Source organism: Zhenhengia sp., from assembly GCF_046966505.1.
In the GTDB taxonomy this organism is placed as follows: domain Bacteria; phylum Bacillota; class Clostridia; order Lachnospirales; family Cellulosilyticaceae; genus Zhenhengia; species Zhenhengia yiwuensis.
In genome coordinates this window covers 15074-39705 of sequence record NZ_JBKVCH010000020.1, presented here as the reverse complement: position 1 = coordinate 39705, position 24632 = coordinate 15074, and the positions used below count along the sequence as shown (strand labels likewise).

Below are 24632 nucleotides of genomic sequence, written 5' to 3'. Positions count from 1 at the left end.
TATCTAGAATTTTTATTGATTAATTGGATTTGCACGATAGTAATCATTCATAGCTTGTGTAATACCATCTACAATCGCTGTATAAGTTTGATCTTTGTTTGCTGCACCTGTACCAAATGCCATCATAGCATCTTTGATAACTGAACCTACTGTACTTGAGTTTGGACAGAAGGCTGGTACAACTGTTGCTGGTGTATTTTGTAATGTTTCAAGTGGTGCGTTAAGACGTGGCTCTTTTTCAATAGCTGCTTTATAAGCATCAAGTTCTACTGTTTTTGTATTAACTGGTACATAACCTGTTCCATCTAACCACATTACTTGTGCTTCTGGTGAAATCATAAATTGTACGAATTCCCATGCAGCAGCTTTTTTAGCTTCGTCATCTCTATCTAACATATAAAGACCTGAACCACTTGGGTAAGCCCCACCTACATCTTCGCCACTTACTGTTGGGATTGGTGCAACTCCCCATTCAAATTTATCGCCTACTAAATCAGCAATTGTTTGAATACGTGAGCTTGTCATAATAACCATTGCATGCATACCTGCTGCGAATTCTTCATTAATACTATCACGAGTTGCTTTATAAGCGCCTGAACCTACTACTTTTTCCCATTCTGTTAAGAAGTTCATAAGTGTACCATTTTTATCTGCTTCAAGCTCTGTCATATGTCCATTATGACCACTTTCATTGTTACCAAAATAGCTACCCTCTGTACCTTGTGTAGCAATCCAGTTTTCAAGTTCAAATTGGTCAACTCTTACGTTAAGACCATATTCAGCATCTGTTTTCTCAACAAGTGTTGGCATGATTTCAGCCATCTGTGCAATCGTTGTTGGCACATCTGTAATACCAGCTTGGTCAAAGTATGTTTTGTTATAGTACATCATTAATGCTGATGAAGTATAAGGTACGCCAATCATTTTACCTTCGATAGAATGTGAAGAAATCGTATTAGGAATTAAATCTTCTTTTTTTACTTTAGAATCAGCTGATGTAATATAATCTTCAGCCCATACTGTACGTTTATAGTCACGGATTAAGCTTACACTTTCACCATAAAGCTGAATAACATCTGGCATGTTTTTCACATCATCTGTTGACATAGCAGCTGTTAATGCTTCTGTTCCTGGCCAGTTTTGAAATACTGGTGTAACCACGATATTTTTTTCTTGGCCGATTGTACTATTGAAAGCTTCTACTTGTTTATTAACAATCTCTCCAAATACACCATCCATTGAGTGCCAGTAAGTAATTTGTGTTGCTCCGTTTGGCGCAGCATCTGGAGCAGGCGTTTCATTTGCCTCACCATTTGCGCAAGCTGTTGTTGCAAGTAGCATAGTTGTTGCAAGTCCCATAGCAATTAATTTCTTTAGTTTCATTTTGACTTACCCTTTCTTTTTATATTCTATTCTTTAACAGCACCTGACATCATACCTGATACAATCTTTCTTTGGAAAAGAACAAATACAAGTACTGTTGGAATTAAGGTAATAACTACACCTGCCATAACAGGTCCAAATATTGCTGATTCTCTATCTTTAAGCATTGTAATACCAACCTGAATGGTTCTCATTTCATTTTGGTTTGTTACAAGCATTGGCCATACATATTGATTCCACACATTGACAAATGATGAAATAAAGACTGTTACTAAAATTGGTTTGGATACTGGAAGTAGTACTGTAAAGAAGAATCTTACGTTACCACACCCATCCATATGTGCTGCTTCTTTTAAAGACTTAGAGAAAGTTAAGAAACTTTGTCTCATAAGGAAAATATTTGCTGCAGATACAAGGAAGATTGAGCACATCCCTACATATGTGTTAATAAGTCCTAACTTAGAAATCGTTGAGAAGTTAGAAACGATTAATACATCTGGCGGGATCATAATCGTAGCCATTGTAAGTGCAAAAAGTACTTTTTTACCTCTAAATTCAAAGAAGGCAAAACTAAATCCTGCCATGGTTGCAAGAATTACTCTTGAAATACTTGCTACTGTAGCAATGACAAAGGAGTTAAACATGTAACGCATTAAACTTGTTCTTGTAAATGCTGTTACGTAGTTTTCAAAAGTTATCGTTGGTGGCAGCAAATTAGGTGGATTTGATAATACATCCTTTTGCTCCATCAAAGATACTGAAAAAGCATAAAAGATTGGAAATAGAATAAGTAATGCTAAAAAGATACATAGGAGCTGAATTAAAATGTCGCTCATTTTCTTAGTTCTCACTGATAATGTACCCCTTTCTTCTCCCAAGCAAAACCTAACATCGTTACAATAAAGGTCATAACGAAGGCAATAATAGCTGCTGGGTTAGCATTGGTATAGTTTCCTGTTGCAGAAAGTTGTTTATAAACATACTGCATAATGGTTTGTGTTGCACCAAATGGACCACCGTCTGTAAGAATATTAACTAAGCCCATCATCATCATACTGTAAGCTAAATCTGTTATGATTAGATAAAACATTGTAGGGGATGTAATCGGTAAATAAATGCTGATTAACTTTCTAAAAGGTGTTGCCCCCTCAAGATCAGCACTTTCAATTAAATCATCTGGTACACTTCTTACGGCTGATAACATAAAGATAAAAGCATAACCTGTTGATAACCAGATTTGTATAATAGCAATAGCTATAAGTGCTACTTTAGGATCTGTTAACCACTGTACATCTATTCCAAAAAATCCATTGATAAATCCTAATGAAGGTACATAGAGTAATTGGAAAATCATAGCTGTAACAGATGACGCCATAGCCATTGGTATAGCAAAACTTGTTTCATAAAATATAGAAGTTTTACGCTTTTTATTTGCAAGAAGTGCAAGTAAAAAACCTAACACTTTTGATATTGGTACAGTTAAGAGTACAAACCAAACTGTATTAAATATAGCTTGTACAAACTTCTCATCTGAAAGAATGTACATGTAATTCTCAAGTCCTACAAATCGGTTAACATTTCCAAATGAATCCACGATGAAAAAGCTCTTGAAAATCGTTTCAATAAATGGATAAAATGTAAAAGCACCAAACAAAATAAATGCTGGTAACAACCATAGATAGGGTTCCATTGTTTTTAGGAACTTCTTATCTTTCTTTTTCTTTAACATTCTAGACTCTCCTTAAATCGCTGTCTCATAAAATTTATTCACGGCTTCTAAAACACCCGCAGCATTTTTATTCTCACAAACATAATCTGCATGTTGCTTAAGTTCATCTTTGGCATTTGCAACAGCTACACCTTGTCCAACCTGTTTAATCATTTCAATATCGTTTTGAGCATCCCCAACAGCCATTACATTTGCGAGCTCTATTTGAAGTGCTTTGGCTACATTAATAATACCCATAGCCTTATTAGAATCTTTTGCCATAATATCTGCTGACCTTGCATCATATTGTACGATATTTAAATGATCTTTATACGGTTCTAAATGTTTTAATACTTGATCAATTCGACCTGGCTTCTCAGGGTCAATTAATAATAACTTTTGTATTTTTAAATCTTCCCATTCATGCTCTAATGGAATATGAAAACGATTGTATCTTCCAAACTTTTCAATTTGTCTCTGTATGTAGGCATTATGTCTATAAGCTGTATCTGTAAGTCCATCACTTGTTACGACTACCATATCCATACGATCTGCACATAACATAGCTTCTTTTACCATAAATGGATCCACTAAGTTACTCCAAATTAATTTGCCATTTTGAACGCCTCCAGCACCGTTATTAACAACAACTGGCAACTGAATATTAAAATGTTCTATAAAAGCTTTTAACTCGCTATAGCATCTTCCTGATGCAATTGTAAAAGGAATCTTTTCAGCCTTCACTTTTTCACTAAGCTCATTAAATGCCTGAGATATTTCTTCTGTCTGATCAATTAATGTTCCATCTACATCACTAATGATTAACTGAGTATCCATTGTCCTCTCCTCTATGTATGCTGTCTACGCAAATGTCCTGATCTTTAATCCTTTAATGTCTGAGCACTCATAGTCCTCACAATATTCCATTACTCTGCCTTGTTGGCTATAGGTTGTTCGTCTGATAAAGAGTACAGGTTCATCACTGCAGATGCCAAGTTCTGGTGCTATATCTTCTGGACAAATGACTGCACGCACTTCTTCATCAGAGTATTGCGGTACTAAGCCAGCTTTTTCCTTTAGTAATTTAAATAAGAATGATGAACTCATATCCTCTTTACTAAAATCAATATTTTGAATCAGCTCTTTATTTAGGTAACTAATCTGATAGTTCTCTGCAATACCATTGACCATACGGACCCTCTTAAGGCATACTACTGTTGCATCTAGCTCTATACCTAACTGCCTTGCAATACGCTTATTAGCCTTACACTCAAAAAGTGCAATAATTTTTGAACTTAGCTTTTGTGTTTTAACACGTTCTGATTCACTAAATGAAAGCTTTCTTCCACTTCTTGTCTTACTTGTAGTTTGTTCACTTACAAATGTGCCTTTACCCTTTACAGTAAAAAGTACTTTTTTCTCCACTAGCTCATCAATAGCTTTACGTACAGTGGCACGGCTTACATTAAATTTCTTAGCATAGATTTCTTGTCCTTTAATCATTTCTCCAGGTTCATATATACCCGTTAAGATATCTTCAACAATATCTTCACGTATTAATTTATATACTGCCATGTAATCCCCCTTTCTTATCAAAACTTCTACATGGCATGCCAAGTTTATCTAAAATATATAGAGCTTTCTTATATCAAGCTCTCATTTAACACCACCTGGCATGCCATATAAATTCAAAAAAATTTTTTTTACTATCTATTATATTTTACCTTCTCGAGTATATCATTAGTAAATAGGGAGTGTCAAGTTAACACTTCTACTTATTAAAACGCTAAGTTTAATCTATTAAAATCTCCCTACATGAAGTAGTTTATGACTCTCTTCTTTTCTGCAAGGAGATTTTTTATCCTGACTTATTAAATTTCTCTATTACCTTTTACCTCTCTACTCTTTCATTAGATACCATTCCTTCATTATTTATAGAAAGTATCATGCACACTATAGAAATAACGGATATAGCCATTGCTGTAAATGCAAGTAATAAAGTAACACACCAAATAGGTATTTGATAGCCCCCTAGCTACGCCAACGTACTCGCACATACTCCAAAGGCAATAATAGCTACCAGCTTTTCATTCTCTATTATTTATTCGTTCTCATTGGCTTAAAAAGCGTATGCATCATATCAATACATTCTGATGTGCGCTCCTTAGATTTTAAAGATAATGCTACACAGATAGCATCCAGAATTGCAATATGTGCTAAACGAGAGGAAATAGCTTCAATGGGATATCTAATCTCATCTGAATAGGCAATAAGACAAATATCTGCTTCATTACAAATAGGACTTCCTGCATTACTTGTAATAGCGATGGTTTTTGCCCCCTTCTCCCTAGCAATCTTAAGCGTTTCCACTGTATCTATAGTTTTTCCGCAATGAGATATCCCTATAGCAACATCTAATTCACTTAATCTAGAAGCGGAAATCCTCATAATGTGAGAATCAACAGAATAAAAAGTGTTATATCCAATTCTCATAAAACGGTAGTAGGCATCCATAGCAATGGGAGCTGAGGTACCCACTCCATAGAATTGAATAGATTGTGCCTCTTTTAATATACTTACCACCTTTTCAATATCAACCTTATTAATCATGGCTAAGGTATCCTGTAAGGTTTGAATACTCGAATCAAACACTTTCTCAAACACCTTAGTATCAGTGTCTTGTTCATTAATTACAGGTGTTAATATATTCACTTGCGTAGGGCTGTTTCTAACAAAATCTATTTTAAATTCTGAAAACCCTGAATAACCTAGGTTTTTACATAGTCTTACAATAGTTGATGCGGCTACACCTACTTCCTTTGCTAGGTCTGATACAGTCATAGAAAATACCCTCTCACTATTTTCTAGAATATAATCTATAACTAGCTTTTCTTTTTTAGACAAAGTATGGTATGCATTTTTTATTAAAGCTAAGTTTATTTTTTCATTCATTTATATTTTCCTTTAGCACTTTATTTAGATCTTCATGATTTTTAAATCGTTAGCTCTAGATCAGAAATAATAGGCGTAATAGGTGTCCCTCCCACTGTCCCACTATGACCACGTTCTTCTAGACTAGGACCTATAAAGGATGTCTTCATCCCTTTTACTTCTAATCTTCTCTTTTTACCATCTAGTGTAATAATGGCACAAAGCGGTTCCTTATAAGGAATAACATACTTTAAATAAGGATGTAATTTATGTACTTCTTCATCATAATCTTCATTAGGTTCAAGCAGTCCATATTCGCTTCCAACCCATTCATTAGATGCACTATTAATATCAATATGATGAATGCCATCCCAACACTGATAACTGTCTGTATGATTGTGTCCATTAATAGCCACGCATACCTTTTTCCATCCTGCTTCCTCATTTATTCTTAGCAAGAGCTCATGGAGCTGTTTATAATTCCCACAGCCTCCACTTGTATTAGGATAGTTAAGCCTTACATGGCTTAATAAAACACACATTTTATCACTTCTATGGATATCTGCTTCTAGCCACTCTAACTGCTCCTTAGAAATATATTCTCTATCATATGGATAATAATTCCCAAACGCATAATCATAGTCCCTCTCTCCATACCTATAATAATTAGTATCGAGAGCAATAAAGTGAAACTGATTATGATCAAAGGTATAATAGGTACTTTCTAAGTTATAGAATTCCTTAAATGTTTCCTTATCATTAGAATCAAAATCATGATTTCCTGCTATAAGATAATGAGGTATTTCTAAGTTATTCCACATATCCCTAATCCAGTTATTCTGCTCACATGCCCATGCAAAATCTCCTAAATTAACAATAAAATCTACTTCATTTTGCTCGGCTATCCTAATAATCTTTTCTAACCTTTTTTGACAATCAGGCATAATATTACCATGATGTAAATCTGATAAAACTAAAAATTTAGTTTGCTGACTCATAATATCCCCTCAATATTTATTTTTTAAAATTTATATTTATATTAACACAACAAAATAATTTTGTGAATATTTTTCTATAATATAAATATTTTTTTCGAAAAAAATTCTTTTTTCTCTTAGCTAACTCTCTCAACCTCTAGTTGTTTTCTTTACACTTATGGCGTTATTGTTATTTTACCCAAGAAAAACTAGCAGACTATCTTAATGTATCTGCACAATCTATCAGTAAATGGGAGAATGGATTAAGTTACCCAGATATTGCTCTTATTCCAACTATTGCTCTCTTTTTTAACGTCTCTACAGATGAGCTATTCTCTTTAAGTACCTATACACATACTCAGAAATTTACCGATTATAAAACACAATATGATGACTTAAAAAGAAAGGGTGCTATAAGAGAATGTATTGCTTTATGTAGAGAAATGTTTTTAGAATATCCAAGAAATTATATTGTTCTATCTGATCTAGCTGATTCACTCATATCCTGTTATGAAGGATTAGATGCAAATCATCAGTTTGCTTTAGATAACCATTATCTAGACGAAGCTGTTAAACTTAATGAACTTATCCTGTCTGACTGTAGTGATTTAAACCTAAAACTTCATGCAACACTTATGCTTTGTAAGTATTATCCTGTTGTTAATCAAAAGGATAAAGCCCTCACATTAATAGAACATTTTTCTTCTCTCGATTCTTGTAAAGAACGCTTACTTGAAGATTTATTAGAAGGAGAGGCGTGCATTAAACAACAACAAACTAATTTATTAAAATTGACTGATCTTGCAGCTCAAACACTCATTCACCTTAGTTTCACTAAAGGAAAGAATATTCCCCATTTAAGTATTGATGAAAAAATAGACTTTGTACTTAGTTCTAATAAGTTATATCAACTTATCATTCCTGATGAAAACTACCTCTATTTCCATAGTAGCCTTGCTAGAAACCACCGCAGGCTTGCGGAACTTTATTTAGCTAAGCACGACCTAGAAAGCTGTTTACTCCATTTAAATCAAGCCTTCTTCCATGCTAAATGTTATGATGATCTTCCTGCTTCCTCTCATTATACTTCTCCTTTTATCAGCTTGTGTGAATTTGATAAGAATACTTATCCTAATAATGGAGAAGTAAATGAGTGTCAACGCCTCTACTATATGCTGACAGCACAAGGTCTATTTGATCCACTCAACAAAGATTCACGTTTTGTCCAACTTATAGAAAAACTTATTTAAGTGCTATTAAAGATTATCCATACACATGTAAATACTGCTCGTACCATTCTTCACAAAGCTCTTCACTTAAATAATCTGCTGTGGTATAAAAAATTTCCTCTATAGCATCACGCTCTGCTATCACCTTAGTTTTTCCAAAAATTTGTGCATCTTCTTCTATAGAGAAATGCCAACCTCGCCATTCTAATTCTGTTAAATACATGTTGTAGTCTCCTTTATCTTTATTCATTGCTCAATAACTTAAGACGGTAGACCAATTAATCTACCGTCTATTATATACTGTATTTTATTGCCCTATCTTTACAACTTCTGGAACTGTTTCTCCATTTGTATCTACTGTAATACTTTCTATCACAACATTTTCTAAAGGCTTATCCATAGAGTTCGTTGCTACTTTTTCAATTGCTTCTATAATCTCAATACCTGAAGTTACTTCTCCAAAAGCTGCATACTTATCATCTAAGTGTGGGCTATCTGCTGACATAATAAAGAACTGGCTACCTGCAGAGTCTGGAGATTGACTTCTGGCCATAGAGATTACTCCCTTAGTGTGTTTTAAATCATTCTCTGTATAGCCATTAGATGCAAATTCACCTGGGATGCTATATCCTGGTCCACCTGTCCCAATCCCTTCTGGATCTCCACCTTGGATCATAAATCCTTCAATAATACGATGGAAAGTAAGTCCATCATAAAAGCCACTGTTGGCTAATGTAACAAAGTTATTGACTGTATTAGGTGCCTTCTCTGGATAAAGCTCTAAGGTAACTGTGCCATAGTCTTTAATGTTCATGGTTACAATTGGATGCTCTTGAAGCGCTTGTACTTCTCTATTTGTCGATCCGTTACTACTTGGGCTTGCACACCCCCCAAGCAGTATACTCATGCATACTATCATCATAATTAGTAAACTTTTCTTTTGTTTCATATCTTTTCCTCTCATTTCTCTTTTATATTCGTTATATCTCTCACCCATTTTATTAACTCTTTTATAGTTATTATAGCCATGTACCTTTATATTTCAAACTTATGTTTAGTAAAGTAGTCTTTTTTCTTATAGATACCTAAATTTTCATACAAAAAATCCCTGTATAGCCTCTTGATATACTATACAAGGATTTTCTTAATTACTCTTTAATTGTTCTAATCCTAAACATAAAGTAGTAAAGCTTAAGTAGCATAATCGTTACGAGTGTCATTCGCATCATCAGATTATCTACCAATATACAGGGTATAAGTATAAGTGATTCAGAAAAAGCTAATATTATGATTTTTTGCTTCATAGTCATGGCTTTTTCTTCTACAAAATCTTGTAAATGCTTTTTGTAAATCTTAGTGCCTTTAAACCACTCATTAATACGCTCTGAGCTTCTTAGAAAACAGAAAGACGTAAGTAATAAAAAAGGTGTAGTAGGCAATATGGGAAGTATAACACCTATTACGCCTAATATTAGACTTATAAATCCAATTGTAGTATATGCGATTTTCTTGATTCCTTTCATAGGTTACCTCCCATATTTTCTATGCCTCTAATATAATTTTTCTATCTTGAATCTTATATGTCTTTTCACAAATCGCTGTTGTAGATTTTCTATGTGAGATTAAAACTATAGTTTGATCCTTACTATTTTCTTTAATAGCTTTAAGAATTTCACCTTCATTTAAAGTATCTAGATTACTTGTTGGCTCATCTAAAATTAAGACTTCACTCTCTCTTATGAATGCTCTTGCAAGTCCAATACGTTGTTTTTCACCTGAAGATACATTGCCCCCTAACTCTCCTACTCTTGTGTCGTAGCCCCTAGGAAGGGTCTCAATAAAATCATGGATAGAAGCCTTCTTAGCGGCAGCCATAACTTCTTCTCTCGTTGCATTAGCTTTTGCAAGTTTAATATTTTGTTCAATCGTTTCATCAAACAAATAAGTTTCTTGACTTACTAAAGTCTGAGTTTTTCTCAAACTCTTAGTCGGAATTTCTTTAATATTTCTATCTTCAATACGGATATTACCACTTGTAACATCAAAAAAGCGCATAAGTAATTTAACGAAGGTACTTTTTCCAATACCACTCTCACCAATTAAAGCAATTTTATCGCCCTTTTTAATAGTCATCGAAACATCTTCTAATAGAACACCACTTCTATTAGGATATTCAAAATTTACTTGATTGTAGCTAATCTCATTACTTGTAATTTGCTGATTACCTGGTACCTCATGAACTTCTGGTACTTCATCTAGTAAGTCAAAAAGCCTTTCTGCACAGGCAAAAGTCTGAAGTAGTGTATTAGATAGATTACTTAAAGCTACTACCGGTCCAAAAGATGCTGCCAAAATAACAATAGCAATTAGGTACTGTGCAAAGTTTACAGCCCCACTTTCGTATAACCCACTTCCTACAAATACAGTGGTTAAAATAGCAAGCATAACCATTAAGTCTGAAAGCGCTCTTACAAGCCCCTCATGCCCTTTAATCTTTGCTTGACTCTTATTTAACTCTTCAGAACTGTGGTTAACAGCCTTTAAACGTGCCTCACTATTATTAAATAATAAAATTTCTTTTAGTCCTCTTAAGGAGTCAAGTATGTAACTGTTAGTCTTAGCAAAAGTCTGCCTATAACGTACACCTGCTGCTTTTCCATAGATTGAAGAAGCATAAGGAATAATAAGCCCTACAGCAATAAAGAATAAACCACCGATTAAACCGAAAGATGGGTGTATTCTAAAAAGAATATAGGTGATAATACTGTTCGTAATAATGGCAATGCAGATTGGTGCTATAGTATGAGCATAGAAAACTTCTAAAAGCTCAATATCTGATGTTACCATTGAAATAAGATTTCCTTTTTCTTTACCCTCTAACTTAGCAGGTGCCAGCTTTCTAAGGGCAGTAAAGATCTTATCTCTTAATATAGCTAATATTTTAAAGGCAATATAGTGACCTGATAACTGCTCCACATATCTTAAAAGCCCCCTTAATACAGCACATACCCCCATTACAATAAGAGCCCCTTTAAAACTTATAAAAGTAATTTCTCCTATAAAAGCTCCTATAGCAACTGCTCCAAAAACAGTGATAGCTATAGCTGCTAAGAAACCTAGTACACCCATGCTAATAGTAATCATCATAACAGGTGTTAAAGTACTTAGTTCAAGGATTAACCTTCTCATAATGCTTAAACCTGATCGGCGTTTCATACTAAATCACCTCCCTAATTGTTTCTAATTCATTTTGTTTCTCTACCATGCTATAATAAACTTGTTTCGCTCTATAAAGCTCATCGTGTGTTCCTTGTTCTACTACTTGTCCTTCTTTCATTACATAAATCTTCTTAGCCTCTCTTACATTAGCTAAACGGTGTGAAATAACAATAATAGTCTTTTCTTTAGCAAGTTCATAGATAACTTCCCAAATAGCTTCTTCACTTTCTACATCAATATTAGAAGTCGCTTCATCAAAGATCATAACTTCTCTATCAGCTAATATAGCCCTTGCTAAAGCTAATCTTTGTTTTTGTCCTCCTGATAAAAGTCCTCCACCTTCACCAACCAGTGTATCAATGCCTTGCGCTAGTCCTTCCACAAATTTCATCAGTTTTGTACGCTCTAAGGCATTTTTAACATCTAAGTCTGTAGCTTTCGGATTACCCATAAGTAGATTATCTTTTATGGATCCATTGAAAATATAGCTATTTGTTGAAACTAAATTCATTTGTTCATAAAGTGATGCATAGCTTATATCAGACAGCTTACTCTCTCCCCAATAAATACAACCTTTTTGCACATCATAACTTCTTAGTAGCAAGGAAGCTACAGTACTTTTACCACTACCACTCTCTCCTACGATAGCTGTAAGTCCTCCCGGTGTAATTTCCATATTGACTTGTTTTAAAATCTGTCTTCCTTTTTCATAGCTAAAATCTATATTTTCTAATACAATAGGATTGTCTTTTAACCTAGTCTCTTTTTTACCATCTATACGCTCTTCACTGTCTAATACCTTAAAAATTCTATCTGATGCTGTCATGCCATTCATAGCAATATGGAAGTAAGAACCTAATAAACGCATTGGGATGAAAAATTCTGCTGAAAGTAAAATAATTACAAGTAGGTCACCCACTAAAATCTCACCTCTTGAAAACTGCATAAGCGCAATGATCGTTCCTGCTGCTGCACCTCCAAAAGCTACTAAATCCATAATATTAATAGAGTTAAGCTGCATACTAAGGACTTTCATAGTCATAACCCTAAAGTTTTCAGCTTCTTCATTCATCTTCTGATGGTACTGTTCATCTTGATCAAAAACTTTAAGTGTTGTAAGGCCTTGTAAGTTTTCTAAGAATGTCCCACCTAAGTTTGCATAGCTATTCCAGTATTTCTTTAAAATACGCTTAGCAAATTTCATAATCGCAATAATAGATACAGGTATAAGTGGTACACAAATAAGTAGTACTGTCGCTGCCTTCCATGAAATGGTCATAACCACCACAAACAGCGTAATAGGTGCAAGCAAAGCATAAATAAGCTGAGGTAAATACCTACCAAAATAAATCTCTAACTGCTCAACACCTTCTACCATTACCTGTACAAGTGAAGCTGTACTTTCTACTTGCCCATATCCTATTCCAAGCTTTAAAAGCTTTTTATACACACTCTCTCTTAACTTTGTTTTTGTGTGCTCTGAAGCAAGTGCTGAAAACTTTCCATATAATAAATTGCTTGTAAAACGTATTGCCAATAAACCTATTAAGTAAAGCATGCTGGCTCCTTTTATAGGTGTTCTATGTAAAATACTATTAATAAAATCTCCTACAAACAGGATAATCATAATATTACATAATAGCGCTATCCAATTCATAAGCACTGTAAGGCCAATAAATTTTTTACTTTCCTCACATAGGCTTATAAGCCTTTTGTTAATCATCATACTATTGTCCCTCCTTCTTTTTTGATAATGAATATCAATAACAGTAAATATAATATCTCATTTTTGTTTTGTCAAGCATCTCACATTGCGTTATGTATTACTTTTTCTACTTAACATGCAAAAAAGCACTCTCATTTTTAAAATGAGAGTGCTTTTTTGCTACTTCTACTATCTTTCTGTTCCTAAAAACATCACAGCCATAGCACCTGGCCCACCATGTGTGCCAATTACTGTACCAATATAATTTATAACAACGTCTTTAACTGCAACTTTTTCTAAAATCATTTCCTTTAAAATCTGTGCATTTTCTTCTACATCAGCATGACAAATAAAGATTGTTTGGTTCTCTAAATCTACACCTTTTTCTACTACCTGATTCGCTAGATATCTAAGAGCGTTTTTATTTCCCTTTAATTTAGCTCCTGGTATTACCTTCCCTTCACTATCAAACTTGATACTTGGCTTAATACCTAACATGCCACCAATCACTGCTGTTGCGGCAGATATACGGCCACCTCTTTTAAGGAAGTTCAAGTCATCTACCGTAATAGCATGAATGACTTTACTGCAATTTGCCTCTACCCAGTTTACAATCTCTTCTTTGCTACAACCTCTCTTGATCATTTCACAAGCTTTTGTTACAAGTAAACCTTCCCCTAGAGATGCACTTTTTGAATCAATTACAGAAATATCTGCTTTAGGATACTTTTCTAATACATTCATACGTGCTGCAATGGCACTATTAAATGTTCCACTTAAAGCCGATGCAAGACCTATGTAAATAACAGCATATCCTTCTTGTACATGTTTCTCAAAAATTTCTTCAAAAGTATGAATGTTAACTTGTGAAGTACTTGTCTGTTCGCCTTGACGGAGTAATTCATAAAACTGTTTGTGTGGCATAGTTTGGCCGAAGTCATCTTGAATAAATTCTCCTTTTACATTCACTTCAAGGAAGGCTACATCAATACTATTATTTTGGATGTATTCTAATGGTAAATCACAAGCTGAATCTGTAATAAGTTTAATTTTCATACACGCTCTATCCTCCATGTTGTTTTTATACTTGTAAGCTATTCTATCTGTTTTTATTTTGAAACCATTTAGTATATAAGTTTTTATATTATTTTTATTGATAGCTTTGTAAAAGAAACTATTACCTTTAAATAATGTAATAGCTTCTTTTTTATAGGCACTAGATTTTACTTTTCTAACTTATAGTTATAAATTCTTTCTCTATCTCTGCCTGTACAAATTTGCATTGTTAAGTCATCTAAATTATAAACACAAGACCATTGTGTATCTGATTCAATTTCTTCGTTAAGACCTTCAATTACACGTATACCTTGTGATGGTACACTAAGTAAAAGCTCTAAGGCCTCATCCTCTGTCATGATGCCACCCGTTTCAGCTTGTTTAGCTTTAATGGCTTCATAACGATCTTGCCCACTTCCTTCATTCATATCATTATAAAGCACGAAGTTTGTTGCTGCTGTATAGCCCTCTTCTTTTGTTAAAACGTGCATTTCATTATCTATGTATTCTACAATAGCTGTATTCCCTTCGGCATCAGCAATTTGAAAATGGTAACCTGTATCTCCACTTGAGTTCATATCATATTTTTCAAGTAAAGCAATAGCTTCATCAACAGTTGCTGCTTTATCTAAAATCATACGGATTGCTGAAGTTGTTGTAATAGGTACTTTACCTGTTGATTGATGTACAATTCCTTTGTTAATTACAAGTACACCAATTGAAAGTCCTTTTTCATTCATACCATCTAAAGGCGCATAAGGTGCTGCTAAAGTAATAATACGATTTAAAAGGTTTTTAGTTGGCATGTTTTCCTGACTTAATCCTAAGTGATTTAAGTTAACCACAGATAGAGATTCATAACCATTTTTAGGGGCTGTACGCACAATTAAACCAATTGAAGGTACATAGTCAAAATTTCTTCCAAATAGATCATCGCCTTCTGGTGTTGTGGCTATAAAAGTACTGCATGCACCATCTGGGTTTACTTCAAAAGAAACACCCTTTAAGATCTTCTTCGTTACAAAGCTTACAAGTTCATCATCTGTAGCTGCACCTTGTTCTAAAAATTCATCAAGACCATAATCTGCATGATAGGTCATTTCATAAAAAGGTTGATCATTTAATTGTTTAAAAGTAAGCAACGTACGAATTTCTCCCGAAAATATAATTCCTAAGCCAAGTACTGCTACTAATAGAATAGAACCAATACTTATCCCTGTAATCTTTAATATTTTTTTCATTAGTCTATCTCCTGTATTATCCTGTATTTCTTACTTATTATAAACTAATTTATTTCGAATATCAAACTATTTTTTTATCAAATTATTTTATAATCAAACTATTTAAGATTCAAAGTACCTTTAAACCCTTAGGATTCAAGTGTTACATTAACCTATCACTTTAACCAGTAAATCTTTATTTTTCTTATATAAAGTATCAAATGCATTTCTTTAATTTCTAGCCCCCCTTTAAAAAATACGTCTATTTTTATTTTTATAAATTTAGGGATTACGCCAAAATTTAATTTTTCTATATTTTAATCTAGACTCTTAAATAATTTAGTCGCATAATAAGAATATCAAGTGCAAGCTTTAAAGTATTCCTAGGTAGCGATAGAGCTTACACCACTAAGAAAAAGTTTGAAAGCTAAGGTTCTCTCCTTACCCTATCTGACAAACTGCTTCTTGGGACTGACCTGTCTTAGGATGTGGCAACTAAATCAGGCTCAGGTTATTTCTCTACACTTCCATTCTTCTATCCATTATGTGCTATCTTCTATCAAAGCTTAACGCCCTAGTGCCTAAAGTAATCCCTTTATGCACGCTCCTCATTCAGAATCTTGCAGTGGTACGTCATAAAGACCTCTTCCACCTATAGTCTACTGCATGCAGAGCGTGTCATAAGGTAAATCTAACCGGCACCAATGCCTATGGCTAAGATTAATAAAAGCAAGTTGGATTGAATAACTGCTCTGTAGGATCTATTGCCACAAACACAAAAAGCTAACTTAAGTCTGTCTATTAAAAGGGAGAGAGACGACTTAGGTTAGCTTTTTGTATTTTAAAACAAAATATCTTCTCTTATCAAAATATTATCGTTAGTTATAAAACTATCTCTTCATTAGATTACTAAGATCTATAAAATTTCTGATGATTATAATCTTTCATCTGCTCTGTATATTCACCTAACTGCTTTTGATATTTTAAATAGGTTTTTTCATTTATTTGCTTATTTTTATAACTTTGCTCAACTAGCGCAATAGCATCCTTTCTTGCCTGAATAGCTAAATCTTTATAATTATTTTCTAAATAGAGCTTTAAATCATTAATTTGAAGCTCTATTTGTTTTTTAATTTTATTCTTAAACAGCATACGTATCACCCTTTTATGAAAAAGTCTTTCTACTATTCATTGTATATTTTTAGCAATCTACTGTCTATTGCTATTACATTTTTATAATGATTTCTATGGTTCTGTATAGTCTACATCATATTTTACATACTAACACTATAGTACTTTACTAAAGAAAGGATGCCTTGGCCAATGACATTAAATTTAGATGTTTATAAAACTATGGCTTTAGTCTCTCTAGTGTTTTATATGGGTAAATATCTTAGAAATAAATTTAATATCTTAAATAAATACTGTATTCCACCCTCTGTTGTAGGGGGCTTTATAGTAGCACTCATTATGCTTACTTTTAATCTTACAGGCGCTTTTACCATCAATCTAGATACCTCGCTGCAAAATATATTTATGACTGCTTTTTTTACTAGCATCGGTTTTACTGCCAGTTTTAAAATATTAAAACAAGGTGGGGGTAAAGTCATTACTTTTCTAGGTCTTTCCATCTTACTCGTTATTTTGCAAAATGTAGTGGGTACCACCCTAGCTTCCCTCTTTCACCTTTCTCCCCTTTTAGGACTCTGCACTGCCTCTATTCCAATGGTAGGTGGACATGGAACAGCAGGCTCCTTTGGACCTATTCTTGAAGATATGGGAATCTCAGGTGCCACTAGTGTTTCTATAGCCTCTGCTACCTTTGGCCTTATTATGGGAAGTATTATTGGCGGTTTAGTTGCTAGAAATTTAATACTGCACCATCATTTAAAAACAGTTTGTGATGAAAATTCAGGTAGGATTCCCGATGAAGTAGGGGATTATAATGAAGAAAATCATAATATATTATCTTATAAAAAACTCATGGCAGGTGCCTGCTTTTTATTCATCGCCATGGGCATAGGCTCTATCGTCTCTGAATGGATTGAAACATTAGGCCTTGCTTTTCCTTCCTATATTGGTGCCATGATCGTAGCTGCTATTATAAGAAATATTTATGATTTCCTAGGAAAAGAAATTGTAGAAAAGGAAATAGAAACACTTGGTGGATTAAGCTTATCCTTTTTCTTAACCATGGCGCTTATAGGACTAAAACTTTGGGAACTCTTTAGCCTAGCACTGCCACTTATAATTCTACTCCTAGCGCAGGTGCTCCTAGTAGGATTATTTGCTTACATCATTACTTATAGAGTCATGGGTAAAAACTATGAAGCTGCTGTATTTGCTTCTGCAATATGTGGCTTTGGTATGGGTGCTACACCCAATGCCATTGCCAATATGGATGAACTGACTAATCGATATGGCTTTGTTCCTACTCCTTACTTTGTAGTACCTATTGTCGGCTGTTTATTTATTGACTTTATTAACTCAGCTGTCATTACTGTGTTTATTAATTTTATTCAAGCTCTCTAGTAATAGAGAGTTTTTTACTTTATTCTTGTTCACCTAATCTTCACTTAATAAACACCCTACTTTCATTCTAGTCATGTATTCTTATTTCTATAGTTTTCAATATAGAGACAAAAATGGAGGTTTTAATATGAAGATGAAGAAATTTTTAAGTAGTGCCCTTTCCACTTGCCTACTACTCTTTCCTGTTACACCTATTTTAGCTTTAGATCAGATGAAAATTGTTTCATCAGCGGAAGTTCCTATTTTCTCTCGTGAAATCTCCATCTCTTTATCGGATGACAATATTTTAGTAGATGGGGTCGCTGTTTCTAATGATAGTAGCAATGCCGTCTATACGAGTCACGATATTATCTACTATGAAGATAAAGACTCTTACGAAAGTGGTAACCCTTATGGTGAAGGTACTATCAGTGAGCGTCATAGCGCTGAAGAAGCTGCTAAGCATACAGTTGTTAATATCACACAACCAGGTACTTATCGCATATCTGGTGAGCTCTCTTATGGACAAATTTTTGTTAATGTCGGTAAGGAAGAAAAGGATAAAGTTACTTTAATTCTTGATAATGTAAATATTAATTGTACAGTAGCACCTGCTATCTTCTTTTATAAAGTATACGAATGTAATACAGATGCTACTACAGAAACAGCCACCAACCAAGTAGATACCTCACAAGCTGGTGCACGTGTTATCCTTGCAGATGATTCTGTGAATGCTATAACAGGCTCACATGTGGCACGTATTTACAAAGATAACGATGAACAAAAGAAACTTCATAAATATGACGGTGCTTTTTATTCTCGTATGAGTATGGAAATAGATGATGAATCCAAAGGAAATGGTATTCTTAATATTACTGCTGATAATGAAGGTTTAGACACCGAAATGCACCTTACTCTAAACGGTGGCGTTATCCATATTCAATCTGCTGACGATGGTATTAATGTTAATGAAGATGGTATTAGTGTCCTTACTATTAATGGTGGTTACCTAAGTATCTTTGCTGGGAATGGTAAAGAAGGTGATGGTATCGACTCTAATGGATGGATTGTGATCAATGATGGTACTGTTATTTCCCTTGCCAACCCAAATAGTATGGATGGTGGCATCGACTCTGATATGGGTACCTCTATTAATGGCGGTACAGTGATTGGTGCAGGCAGTATGTATGACCCACTTGAAAGTAATTCCGAACAACTTTTTATGTTTCTACAGTTTGCTGAGGATACAGATGATTTAATCGTTGTAACAGATGAAAAAGATGTCCCAATTTTTGCTTATGATTTCCCTTATGACTATACTTATATTTCATTTAGTATACCTACTCTTACTGAAGGGACTTATCATGTATATAAAGGCGGGGATATCTCTGGTACTGAGCAAGATGGTTTGTATAGCACAATTACTTCTTATAGCAGTGGCATACAGCTTCACCATGGAGGTACCTCCCTAAATGGAGGTAAAGGCGACCGCCCAGATATGAATGCCCACAGTGAACGTCCTGCTTTCCCTAATAACAGTGAAATGCCACATCTTCCTGAAAAAGGTGAATTACCAACAATACCTGAAGATATGAAATTCCCTATGATGCCTGAAAATAGTGAACGCCCTGCTCCTCCTGAAGGTATGGAAAACTCAGGTCGTCCTAATAGCTTTGGCGGTAATATGCAAAGCTCAAGTGATACAGAAAGCTATAATTTTGTACTGACTTCATCAAGTCGTGGCTTTACAAATGTTTCCGGTAACATCCTATCTACTTCTAATAACGGAATAGGCTTTACAGATGTAGCAAGCAATAGCTGGTATACAGAAGCGATTAAAATTATTTAATATCTATCTTCATATCTTTATAATAATATATTTTATCTCTCTCATTAATTTCACGTAATACACGACAAGGATTTCCTACTGCAACAACATTAGCTGGTATATCTTTTGTGACTATACTTCCCGCACCAATAACAGTATTTTCACCAATGCTTACCCCAGGTAATACAACTGCTCCAGCTCCTATCCAAACATTATTCCCTATACGTACAGGAATATTATACTGTGCAACCTTTTTTCTAAGCTCTGGATCAATAGGATGCCCAGCAGTTGCAATCGTTACATTAGGCCCAATCATAACACTGTCACCAATAAAAATATCTGTATCATCTACTAAAGTCAAATTAAAATTAGCATAAACATTATTGCCAAAATGCGTATGTCTTCCCCAGTTAGTATGTAGAGGGGGTTCAATATAACAGTTCTCTCCTAATTCTGCCACAAGACTTTTTAAAATTTCTTGTCTCTTTTCCTTTTCTGATGGCCTAGTATGGTTGAAATCATATAAAATTTCTAAACATTGTTCTTGTTCTCTTACTAAATCTTCATCATCACAGAAATAGACTTTTTGGCTATGCATTCTTTCTTTTGTAGTCATAGTAATCTCCTTAGTATTAAAGTTTAACTATCTTACCTCATATTATTTTTATTCTATCTCTATGTCTAACTTTTTTCAATAGTTTATAATTTTCACTTTAATGTTCTATAACACCTGATTCACCTAATTTTTTAGAGAATTGATGAAGGAATGCATTAGCTTTTTTCTTTAATAAAACCCCAATAAAGATAAAGAAGATAAAGAATAAACCAAGTACTACTAAATCTTTAGCCAGTGTCTCATAGTAAACTCCAGCGATTGCCTCTCGCATAGCACTAATACCATACGTAAAAGGTAAGAGCTCATGGATTTTTTGGAAAAAGTCAGGTGTAACTTGTATAGGGAAAGTGCCACCTGAACCCGCAAGTTGCAATACTAATAAAACAACGCCTATAGCCTTACCTACATTGCCAAATAGTGATACTAAGGTGTAAACAATTGCAGTAAAAATTATGCTATAGCACACAGCTAAGCCTATAAACAATACAGGCTGTTTCACCTCTACACCTAATACTACAATATCTCCAACTGATGCAATAAATCCTTGTAATGCTGCAAGGGTTGCAAATAAAAGATATTTTCCAAGATACTCCTCTACGGGTGTATATTCAAAATCTGCATTTTTGGCTTTAGTCGTTAAGAGCGCACAAAGTAATAAGGCCCCTACCCATAAGCAAAGTGTTGTATAAAATGGTGTCATACTTGCACCATAATTTGCCATAGGATACAACTTATGTGTATTTAAAATAACTGGTGCAGCTAAGAAATTACTCTTTTCACTATTATCCATGGTCAGCTCATTGATTAATTCCTTAATATCCACATTTTCATTAATAAAATTAATTTTATCTATTACCTTATCTATATCTTCTTCTATTTGGGGTACATGGGCTTTCACTTCATTAATATCTTCTACTAATAATTCACTCTTTTCACCTAAACGTACACCAAATTCCCTTAAATAATTTAATTCGTTTTTAACATTACCAAGTAATCCGCTTATATCTCCTGTAAATACTGAAACTTTACTAAGCTCCTCTTTAATTTTAGTTATGAAGTCAGCATCTAATAAATCAATTGTCTGATCTAAAGAGGCCTGGATATTAAAGTTAAGCTGTGCTATATTTTGCAATGTTTCTTCAAGCACTCCCCTATCTTCTAGAACACTATTTAGCTTACCTAGTCGCTTTTCAAGCTCTGCTAAGTTTACTTTAATATCTTCTACCTTCGTTTCGACTTTATCTACCTTACTGTGAGAAGCTTTGATGACTTTATGTGCTACATCCTCCAGCTTGTCTTGTACTTTCTCTATATTATCAACAATTTCCTCAACCTTTTCTCTTCCGCCACTGGTTACACTCATGATAATATTTTTTAACCCATTAGCCCCACTGGCTACTTCTCTCATAATCTGTTCAACAGTAGATAACTTATCTAAAATACCATTTACTTTCACGTCTATACGTGCTCGAATTGTTCCAACCACACTACTTAACCCTCTACCTTGTACTTTTAATTGACCTAATTTTTCCTCTACAAGGCTTGAGTTATTAAAACCATCCTTCATAGCTGTTAGACTATCTTCCATATCCTCTAATAGATATAAAGCATCACTAAATAGTTCTTTGTTATGACTCATATTCTCCTTAGCTTCACCTACTAAAGCTAAAATATCTTCTATTTCACTTAGAAAATTGGTATCTAACTCAGTATTACTATTCTCCTCTAATACTCGTAACTCTTCATCCGATGATATGATATACGATGCAGAAGGAGTCTTTTCTAAATCATGTAACGGTTTAATAGCTTCTATCTTCTCTAAAATATACTGAAGTTTAGCTAATTGACCGTCTATCCCTTCAGCCACTCCCTCAATAGTTTTTCGTAAGCTTTGAATTTGATCTGCTAATTTATAATGAATATGCTCTATCTTGCTTAAAACCTTTAAAGCACCTTCAGGTGTATCTAAATTTAATTTCAATTCTTCTAACGCATTTATGTAATCATTTAAAGTACTTATAAGCTCATGTTCTACATCACTAACCGTACTACTTATATCTTGATCTAATTCACCTAACTTATTTGTAATTCCCGTTAGACGCTCTTTTATCCCTTCTAGCTTTGCAATACCTTGATCAATATCATTGATAAGTACAGGCTTATTAAGCTCTATAGCTTCTTTAAGCTCAGTAGTAGAGCGTGCTATATCTGCAAAAATTGTTTGGATAAGTATCAGGTCTTCTTTTATTTCAGGAATTACTTCTTCTGGTTTAGTGCTTAGTTCATCTAAAGTTTGAGTAATATCATCATTAAAGCCTATAAGCTGGCCTATTATTTTTTCTAATTGAATTATATTTTGATCTTGCCTATCAACAAATACTTTACCATCCCTTGCTTTTTCTGTAAGATACTCTAACCCCACCTCTAAAGTTGGGAACTTATCCTGCAGGCCTATTATCATATTTTCTAATTTTTCAATAGTAGGATATTGTTTATCGACCTCAACGCCCACAGAGTGCATAACTTCAATCACTTTATCTGCTACTGTTTCAATAAAAGAACTTGTAATTTGACTTTGTATCGTTGCTGCACCTTTATCTGTAATCTTTGGTGCAATAGCATTAATCTTTTCATTGACATAGTATTCAAGCTGCGGCTTAACAGGTTCTTTATCTATAAGGGTTAATATCTTTTTAGAAAAGTCCTCAGGAATAATAATAGTTGCATAAACATTTCCTTTGTTCAATTCTGCAAGTGCCTCTTCTCGATTCTCAAAAAAAGTCCAACCTAAACTTTCATTTTCCTTGAGAGAGCTTACAACCTCTGTTCCAATATTGACTTCACTCCCTTTAATACTGCTACCTTTATCTTCATTCACAACACTTATCTTAATACCTTTAGTATTTCCATAAGGATCCCAAGAAGCATAAATGTTAACCCATGCATAAAGAGATGGTAATAAGATTAAGCCTCCTAATACAACTAGACTAACCCAGTTCCTACATATTTTTGAAAGATCTACTTTATAAATCTTTAAACTATTTTTCAGTAATTTTATTAGCACGATTTTACTCCTTCCTATGTATCCATAGAATTTTCAATCTAATATTACATGCTTATTACATCCCATAACAATAGACAAAAGTCTTTGTTTGTCTAAAACTTATTTTTAGACTTGCTTAATTAGATTTGTTTTTTATAGTGCCTTACTTTAAAATAATATGTACACCCTAAAGTAGATTCATTATAAAAAAATAGCAATCAAGAAGTTTCCTTCAAAATTGCTACTTTTATTTTATAGTATCACTTATATTTTCTACATTTTTTAATGGCTAATCAGTTATTAACTCTACCATTGGGAACTATGTCCTATGCCCCAATGTGCCCTCCCACTTCTTTAAGTTTACATTGTATATCTTCCTCAGTTAGTGTATAGATATGAGAAAATTTCTTTTCTAATGCCATATTGAAGTACTTAAGGGCACCTTTATATTTTTCACATCCTTGTAAAATCAGAGCATAGTAGTAATAAGGTTCTGGGAAGTTTGCATAATCAGCTATAAGCTCTTTATAAAGTTTAACAGCCTCTTTCTCATGACCTGCATAGTAATAACTTGTTGCAAGATTACATTTAATACGCTCACTGGTATTATTAAACTCAAACGCTTTTAAGTTAAACTCCAGTGCCTTTTTATAATTTTTCGCACATATAAGGAGATAACCTAAAGTCTCATAAATAAGAATACTATCTTTATCATTTAAAAGTGCTTCATAAATCTCAATGGCTCTATGTAAGCCGCCTTGTTTCCAAATACTTAATGCATTTGTTGCATTATAGTTAAGACGCTCATTATCATCCATGGTATCATAGCTAAGTGTCCCTAAAATTTTTGCGCCTTCATTTATTTTACCTTCACTTATTAAACGATACGCATATAAGATTTTAACCATACCCGGGCACCCTTCTAGTTGAATAGCCTTTTCATAAAGCATAAAGCTCTTCTCAATCTGCCCCTTCTTATAAGCAGATGTGGCTGAAGATGCAAGAAAAGCTGCTCTTTGTTTGTACATGACAAAGCCAAAAGAAACTATAAAAACGATAACACCTAAAAGAATATTCCTTAGAAAAAAGGAACAAATGAAACTAAGCACAACCCCTAAGAGTAAAATGGTATTAGCAGAATTCGTTTTTCTCATCGTCTTCTCCTTTATATTTTATCTATAAATAATTAAAAAATTATATCATTTA

The 24632-nt window shown here is 33.8% G+C and carries 21 protein-coding genes; 3 read left to right on the top strand and 18 right to left on the bottom strand.

Features of this window, described 5'->3' with window-relative positions; all coding sequences use genetic code 11:
• Nucleotides 1–12: 12 nt before the first annotated feature.
• The 7 genes from ACLTBU_RS16035 to ACLTBU_RS16005 form a co-directional block, all read right to left on the bottom strand.
• Entirely contained in the window at nucleotides 13–1383 is a 1371-nt protein-coding gene (locus ACLTBU_RS16035) for an extracellular solute-binding protein (protein WP_412219933.1), read from the bottom strand.
• Between the two features lie 26 nt (nucleotides 1384–1409).
• A complete protein-coding gene (locus ACLTBU_RS16030) occupies nucleotides 1410–2234 on the bottom strand; it encodes a carbohydrate ABC transporter permease (protein WP_320650317.1) in 825 nt (274 codons plus the stop codon).
• Complete coding sequence (locus ACLTBU_RS16025) at nucleotides 2231–3112, bottom strand: carbohydrate ABC transporter permease (protein ID WP_249333429.1); 882 nt, start codon at nucleotides 3110–3112, stop codon at nucleotides 2231–2233. The genes ACLTBU_RS16030 and ACLTBU_RS16025 overlap by 4 nt, the downstream gene beginning before the upstream one ends.
• A gap of 12 nt (nucleotides 3113–3124) precedes the next feature.
• Nucleotides 3125–3928 carry an HAD family hydrolase gene (locus tag ACLTBU_RS16020; RefSeq protein ID WP_320650316.1) on the bottom strand — a complete coding sequence of 268 codons (804 nt, stop codon included), beginning with the start codon at nucleotides 3926–3928 and terminating at the stop codon, nucleotides 3125–3127.
• Nucleotides 3929–3952: 24 nt separating this feature from the next.
• A complete protein-coding gene (locus ACLTBU_RS16015; protein ID WP_320650315.1) occupies nucleotides 3953–4666 on the bottom strand; it encodes a GntR family transcriptional regulator in 714 nt (237 codons plus the stop codon).
• A gap of 522 nt (nucleotides 4667–5188) precedes the next feature.
• Nucleotides 5189–6043 carry a MurR/RpiR family transcriptional regulator gene (locus ACLTBU_RS16010; RefSeq protein ID WP_412219930.1) on the bottom strand — a complete coding sequence of 285 codons (855 nt, stop codon included), beginning with the start codon at nucleotides 6041–6043 and terminating at the stop codon, nucleotides 5189–5191.
• 41 nt (nucleotides 6044–6084) lie between these two features.
• Nucleotides 6085–7020: a metallophosphoesterase family protein gene (locus ACLTBU_RS16005; protein ID WP_412219928.1), complete on the bottom strand. Its 936-nt coding sequence runs from the start codon at nucleotides 7018–7020 to the stop codon at nucleotides 6085–6087.
• Nucleotides 7021–7160: 140 nt separating this feature from the next.
• Between ACLTBU_RS16005 and ACLTBU_RS16000 the strand changes: the two genes are divergently transcribed.
• Nucleotides 7161–8249, top strand: coding sequence for a helix-turn-helix domain-containing protein (locus tag ACLTBU_RS16000; RefSeq protein WP_412219925.1), 1089 nt, complete (start codon nucleotides 7161–7163; stop codon nucleotides 8247–8249).
• 13 nt (nucleotides 8250–8262) lie between these two features.
• Here ACLTBU_RS16000 and ACLTBU_RS15995 read toward each other — a convergent pair whose 3' ends face one another.
• The 8 genes from ACLTBU_RS15995 to ACLTBU_RS15960 all read right to left on the bottom strand — a co-directional run bounded on the left by ACLTBU_RS15995 (nucleotide 8263) and on the right by ACLTBU_RS15960 (nucleotide 16580).
• Complete coding sequence (locus ACLTBU_RS15995; RefSeq protein WP_412219923.1) at nucleotides 8263–8451, bottom strand: hypothetical protein; 189 nt, start codon at nucleotides 8449–8451, stop codon at nucleotides 8263–8265.
• 84 nt (nucleotides 8452–8535) lie between these two features.
• Nucleotides 8536–9042, bottom strand: coding sequence for a peptidylprolyl isomerase (locus tag ACLTBU_RS15990; protein WP_412219945.1), 507 nt, complete (start codon nucleotides 9040–9042; stop codon nucleotides 8536–8538).
• Between the two features lie 334 nt (nucleotides 9043–9376).
• The gene (locus ACLTBU_RS15985) at nucleotides 9377–9751 is read right to left on the bottom strand and encodes a YbaN family protein (RefSeq protein ID WP_412219922.1); all 375 of its coding nucleotides are present in this window, start codon (nucleotides 9749–9751) and stop codon (nucleotides 9377–9379) included.
• Between the two features lie 19 nt (nucleotides 9752–9770).
• On the bottom strand, nucleotides 9771–11444 hold the full coding sequence (cydC, locus tag ACLTBU_RS15980) for a thiol reductant ABC exporter subunit CydC (protein WP_412219919.1): 1674 nt from the start codon (nucleotides 11442–11444) through the stop codon (nucleotides 9771–9773).
• 1 nt (nucleotide 11445) lies between these two features.
• Nucleotides 11446–13173, bottom strand: coding sequence for an ABC transporter ATP-binding protein/permease (locus ACLTBU_RS15975; RefSeq protein ID WP_412219917.1), 1728 nt, complete (start codon nucleotides 13171–13173; stop codon nucleotides 11446–11448).
• A 168-nt stretch (nucleotides 13174–13341) separates the two neighbouring features.
• The gene (locus tag ACLTBU_RS15970) at nucleotides 13342–14208 is read right to left on the bottom strand and encodes a DegV family protein (protein WP_412219915.1); all 867 of its coding nucleotides are present in this window, start codon (nucleotides 14206–14208) and stop codon (nucleotides 13342–13344) included.
• 167 nt (nucleotides 14209–14375) lie between these two features.
• On the bottom strand, nucleotides 14376–15449 hold the full coding sequence (locus tag ACLTBU_RS15965; RefSeq protein ID WP_249333443.1) for a C45 family autoproteolytic acyltransferase/hydolase: 1074 nt from the start codon (nucleotides 15447–15449) through the stop codon (nucleotides 14376–14378).
• Nucleotides 15450–16337: 888 nt separating this feature from the next.
• On the bottom strand, nucleotides 16338–16580 hold the full coding sequence (locus tag ACLTBU_RS15960) for a hypothetical protein (protein WP_249333444.1): 243 nt from the start codon (nucleotides 16578–16580) through the stop codon (nucleotides 16338–16340).
• Nucleotides 16581–16751: 171 nt separating this feature from the next.
• Between ACLTBU_RS15960 and gltS the strand changes: the two genes are divergently transcribed.
• Nucleotides 16752–17960 carry a sodium/glutamate symporter gene (gltS, locus tag ACLTBU_RS15955; RefSeq protein WP_412219912.1) on the top strand — a complete coding sequence of 403 codons (1209 nt, stop codon included), beginning with the start codon at nucleotides 16752–16754 and terminating at the stop codon, nucleotides 17958–17960.
• A gap of 127 nt (nucleotides 17961–18087) precedes the next feature.
• The gene (locus ACLTBU_RS15950) at nucleotides 18088–19788 is read left to right on the top strand and encodes a carbohydrate-binding domain-containing protein (protein WP_412219911.1); all 1701 of its coding nucleotides are present in this window, start codon (nucleotides 18088–18090) and stop codon (nucleotides 19786–19788) included.
• Here the strand turns inward: ACLTBU_RS15950 and ACLTBU_RS15945 are convergent.
• The 3 genes from ACLTBU_RS15945 to ACLTBU_RS15935 form a co-directional block, all read right to left on the bottom strand.
• Complete coding sequence (locus ACLTBU_RS15945; protein WP_249333447.1) at nucleotides 19781–20383, bottom strand: sugar O-acetyltransferase; 603 nt, start codon at nucleotides 20381–20383, stop codon at nucleotides 19781–19783. The two genes, ACLTBU_RS15950 and ACLTBU_RS15945, sit on opposite strands and share 8 nt — an antisense overlap.
• A gap of 97 nt (nucleotides 20384–20480) precedes the next feature.
• Nucleotides 20481–23447, bottom strand: a complete 2967-nt coding sequence (locus ACLTBU_RS15940; RefSeq protein WP_412219909.1) for a YhgE/Pip family protein — start codon at nucleotides 23445–23447, stop codon at nucleotides 20481–20483.
• A 305-nt stretch (nucleotides 23448–23752) separates the two neighbouring features.
• A complete protein-coding gene (locus tag ACLTBU_RS15935; protein ID WP_412219908.1) occupies nucleotides 23753–24580 on the bottom strand; it encodes a tetratricopeptide repeat protein in 828 nt (275 codons plus the stop codon).
• Nucleotides 24581–24632: the final 52 nt, after the last annotated feature.

What these genes read in the sequence shown, in the direction of transcription:
- ACLTBU_RS16005 (WP_412219928.1), bottom strand. Translation starts at nt 7,020, where the DNA reads ATGAGTCAGCAAACTAAATTTTTAGTTTTATCAGATTTACATCATGGT.
- ACLTBU_RS16015 (WP_320650315.1), bottom strand. Translation starts at nt 4,666, where the DNA reads ATGGCAGTATATAAATTAATACGTGAAGATATTGTTGAAGATATCTTA.
- cydC (WP_412219919.1), bottom strand. Translation starts at nt 11,444, where the DNA reads ATGAAACGCCGATCAGGTTTAAGCATTATGAGAAGGTTAATCCTTGAA.
- gltS (WP_412219912.1), top strand. Translation starts at nt 16,752, where the DNA reads ATGACATTAAATTTAGATGTTTATAAAACTATGGCTTTAGTCTCTCTA.
- ACLTBU_RS15990 (WP_412219945.1), bottom strand. Translation starts at nt 9,042, where the DNA reads ATGAACATTAAAGACTATGGCACAGTTACCTTAGAGCTTTATCCAGAG.
- ACLTBU_RS16035 (WP_412219933.1), bottom strand. Translation starts at nt 1,383, where the DNA reads ATGAAACTAAAGAAATTAATTGCTATGGGACTTGCAACAACTATGCTA.
- ACLTBU_RS15995 (WP_412219923.1), bottom strand. Translation starts at nt 8,451, where the DNA reads ATGTATTTAACAGAATTAGAATGGCGAGGTTGGCATTTCTCTATAGAA.
- ACLTBU_RS15960 (WP_249333444.1), bottom strand. Translation starts at nt 16,580, where the DNA reads ATGCTGTTTAAGAATAAAATTAAAAAACAAATAGAGCTTCAAATTAAT.
- ACLTBU_RS15945 (WP_249333447.1), bottom strand. Translation starts at nt 20,383, where the DNA reads ATGACTACAAAAGAAAGAATGCATAGCCAAAAAGTCTATTTCTGTGAT.
- ACLTBU_RS15965 (WP_249333443.1), bottom strand. Translation starts at nt 15,449, where the DNA reads ATGAAAAAAATATTAAAGATTACAGGGATAAGTATTGGTTCTATTCTA.
- ACLTBU_RS15950 (WP_412219911.1), top strand. Translation starts at nt 18,088, where the DNA reads ATGAAGATGAAGAAATTTTTAAGTAGTGCCCTTTCCACTTGCCTACTA.
- ACLTBU_RS15985 (WP_412219922.1), bottom strand. Translation starts at nt 9,751, where the DNA reads ATGAAAGGAATCAAGAAAATCGCATATACTACAATTGGATTTATAAGT.
- ACLTBU_RS15935 (WP_412219908.1), bottom strand. Translation starts at nt 24,580, where the DNA reads ATGAGAAAAACGAATTCTGCTAATACCATTTTACTCTTAGGGGTTGTG.
- ACLTBU_RS16010 (WP_412219930.1), bottom strand. Translation starts at nt 6,043, where the DNA reads ATGAATGAAAAAATAAACTTAGCTTTAATAAAAAATGCATACCATACT.
- ACLTBU_RS16025 (WP_249333429.1), bottom strand. Translation starts at nt 3,112, where the DNA reads ATGTTAAAGAAAAAGAAAGATAAGAAGTTCCTAAAAACAATGGAACCC.
- ACLTBU_RS15975 (WP_412219917.1), bottom strand. Translation starts at nt 13,173, where the DNA reads ATGATGATTAACAAAAGGCTTATAAGCCTATGTGAGGAAAGTAAAAAA.
- ACLTBU_RS15970 (WP_412219915.1), bottom strand. Translation starts at nt 14,208, where the DNA reads ATGAAAATTAAACTTATTACAGATTCAGCTTGTGATTTACCATTAGAA.
- ACLTBU_RS16020 (WP_320650316.1), bottom strand. Translation starts at nt 3,928, where the DNA reads ATGGATACTCAGTTAATCATTAGTGATGTAGATGGAACATTAATTGAT.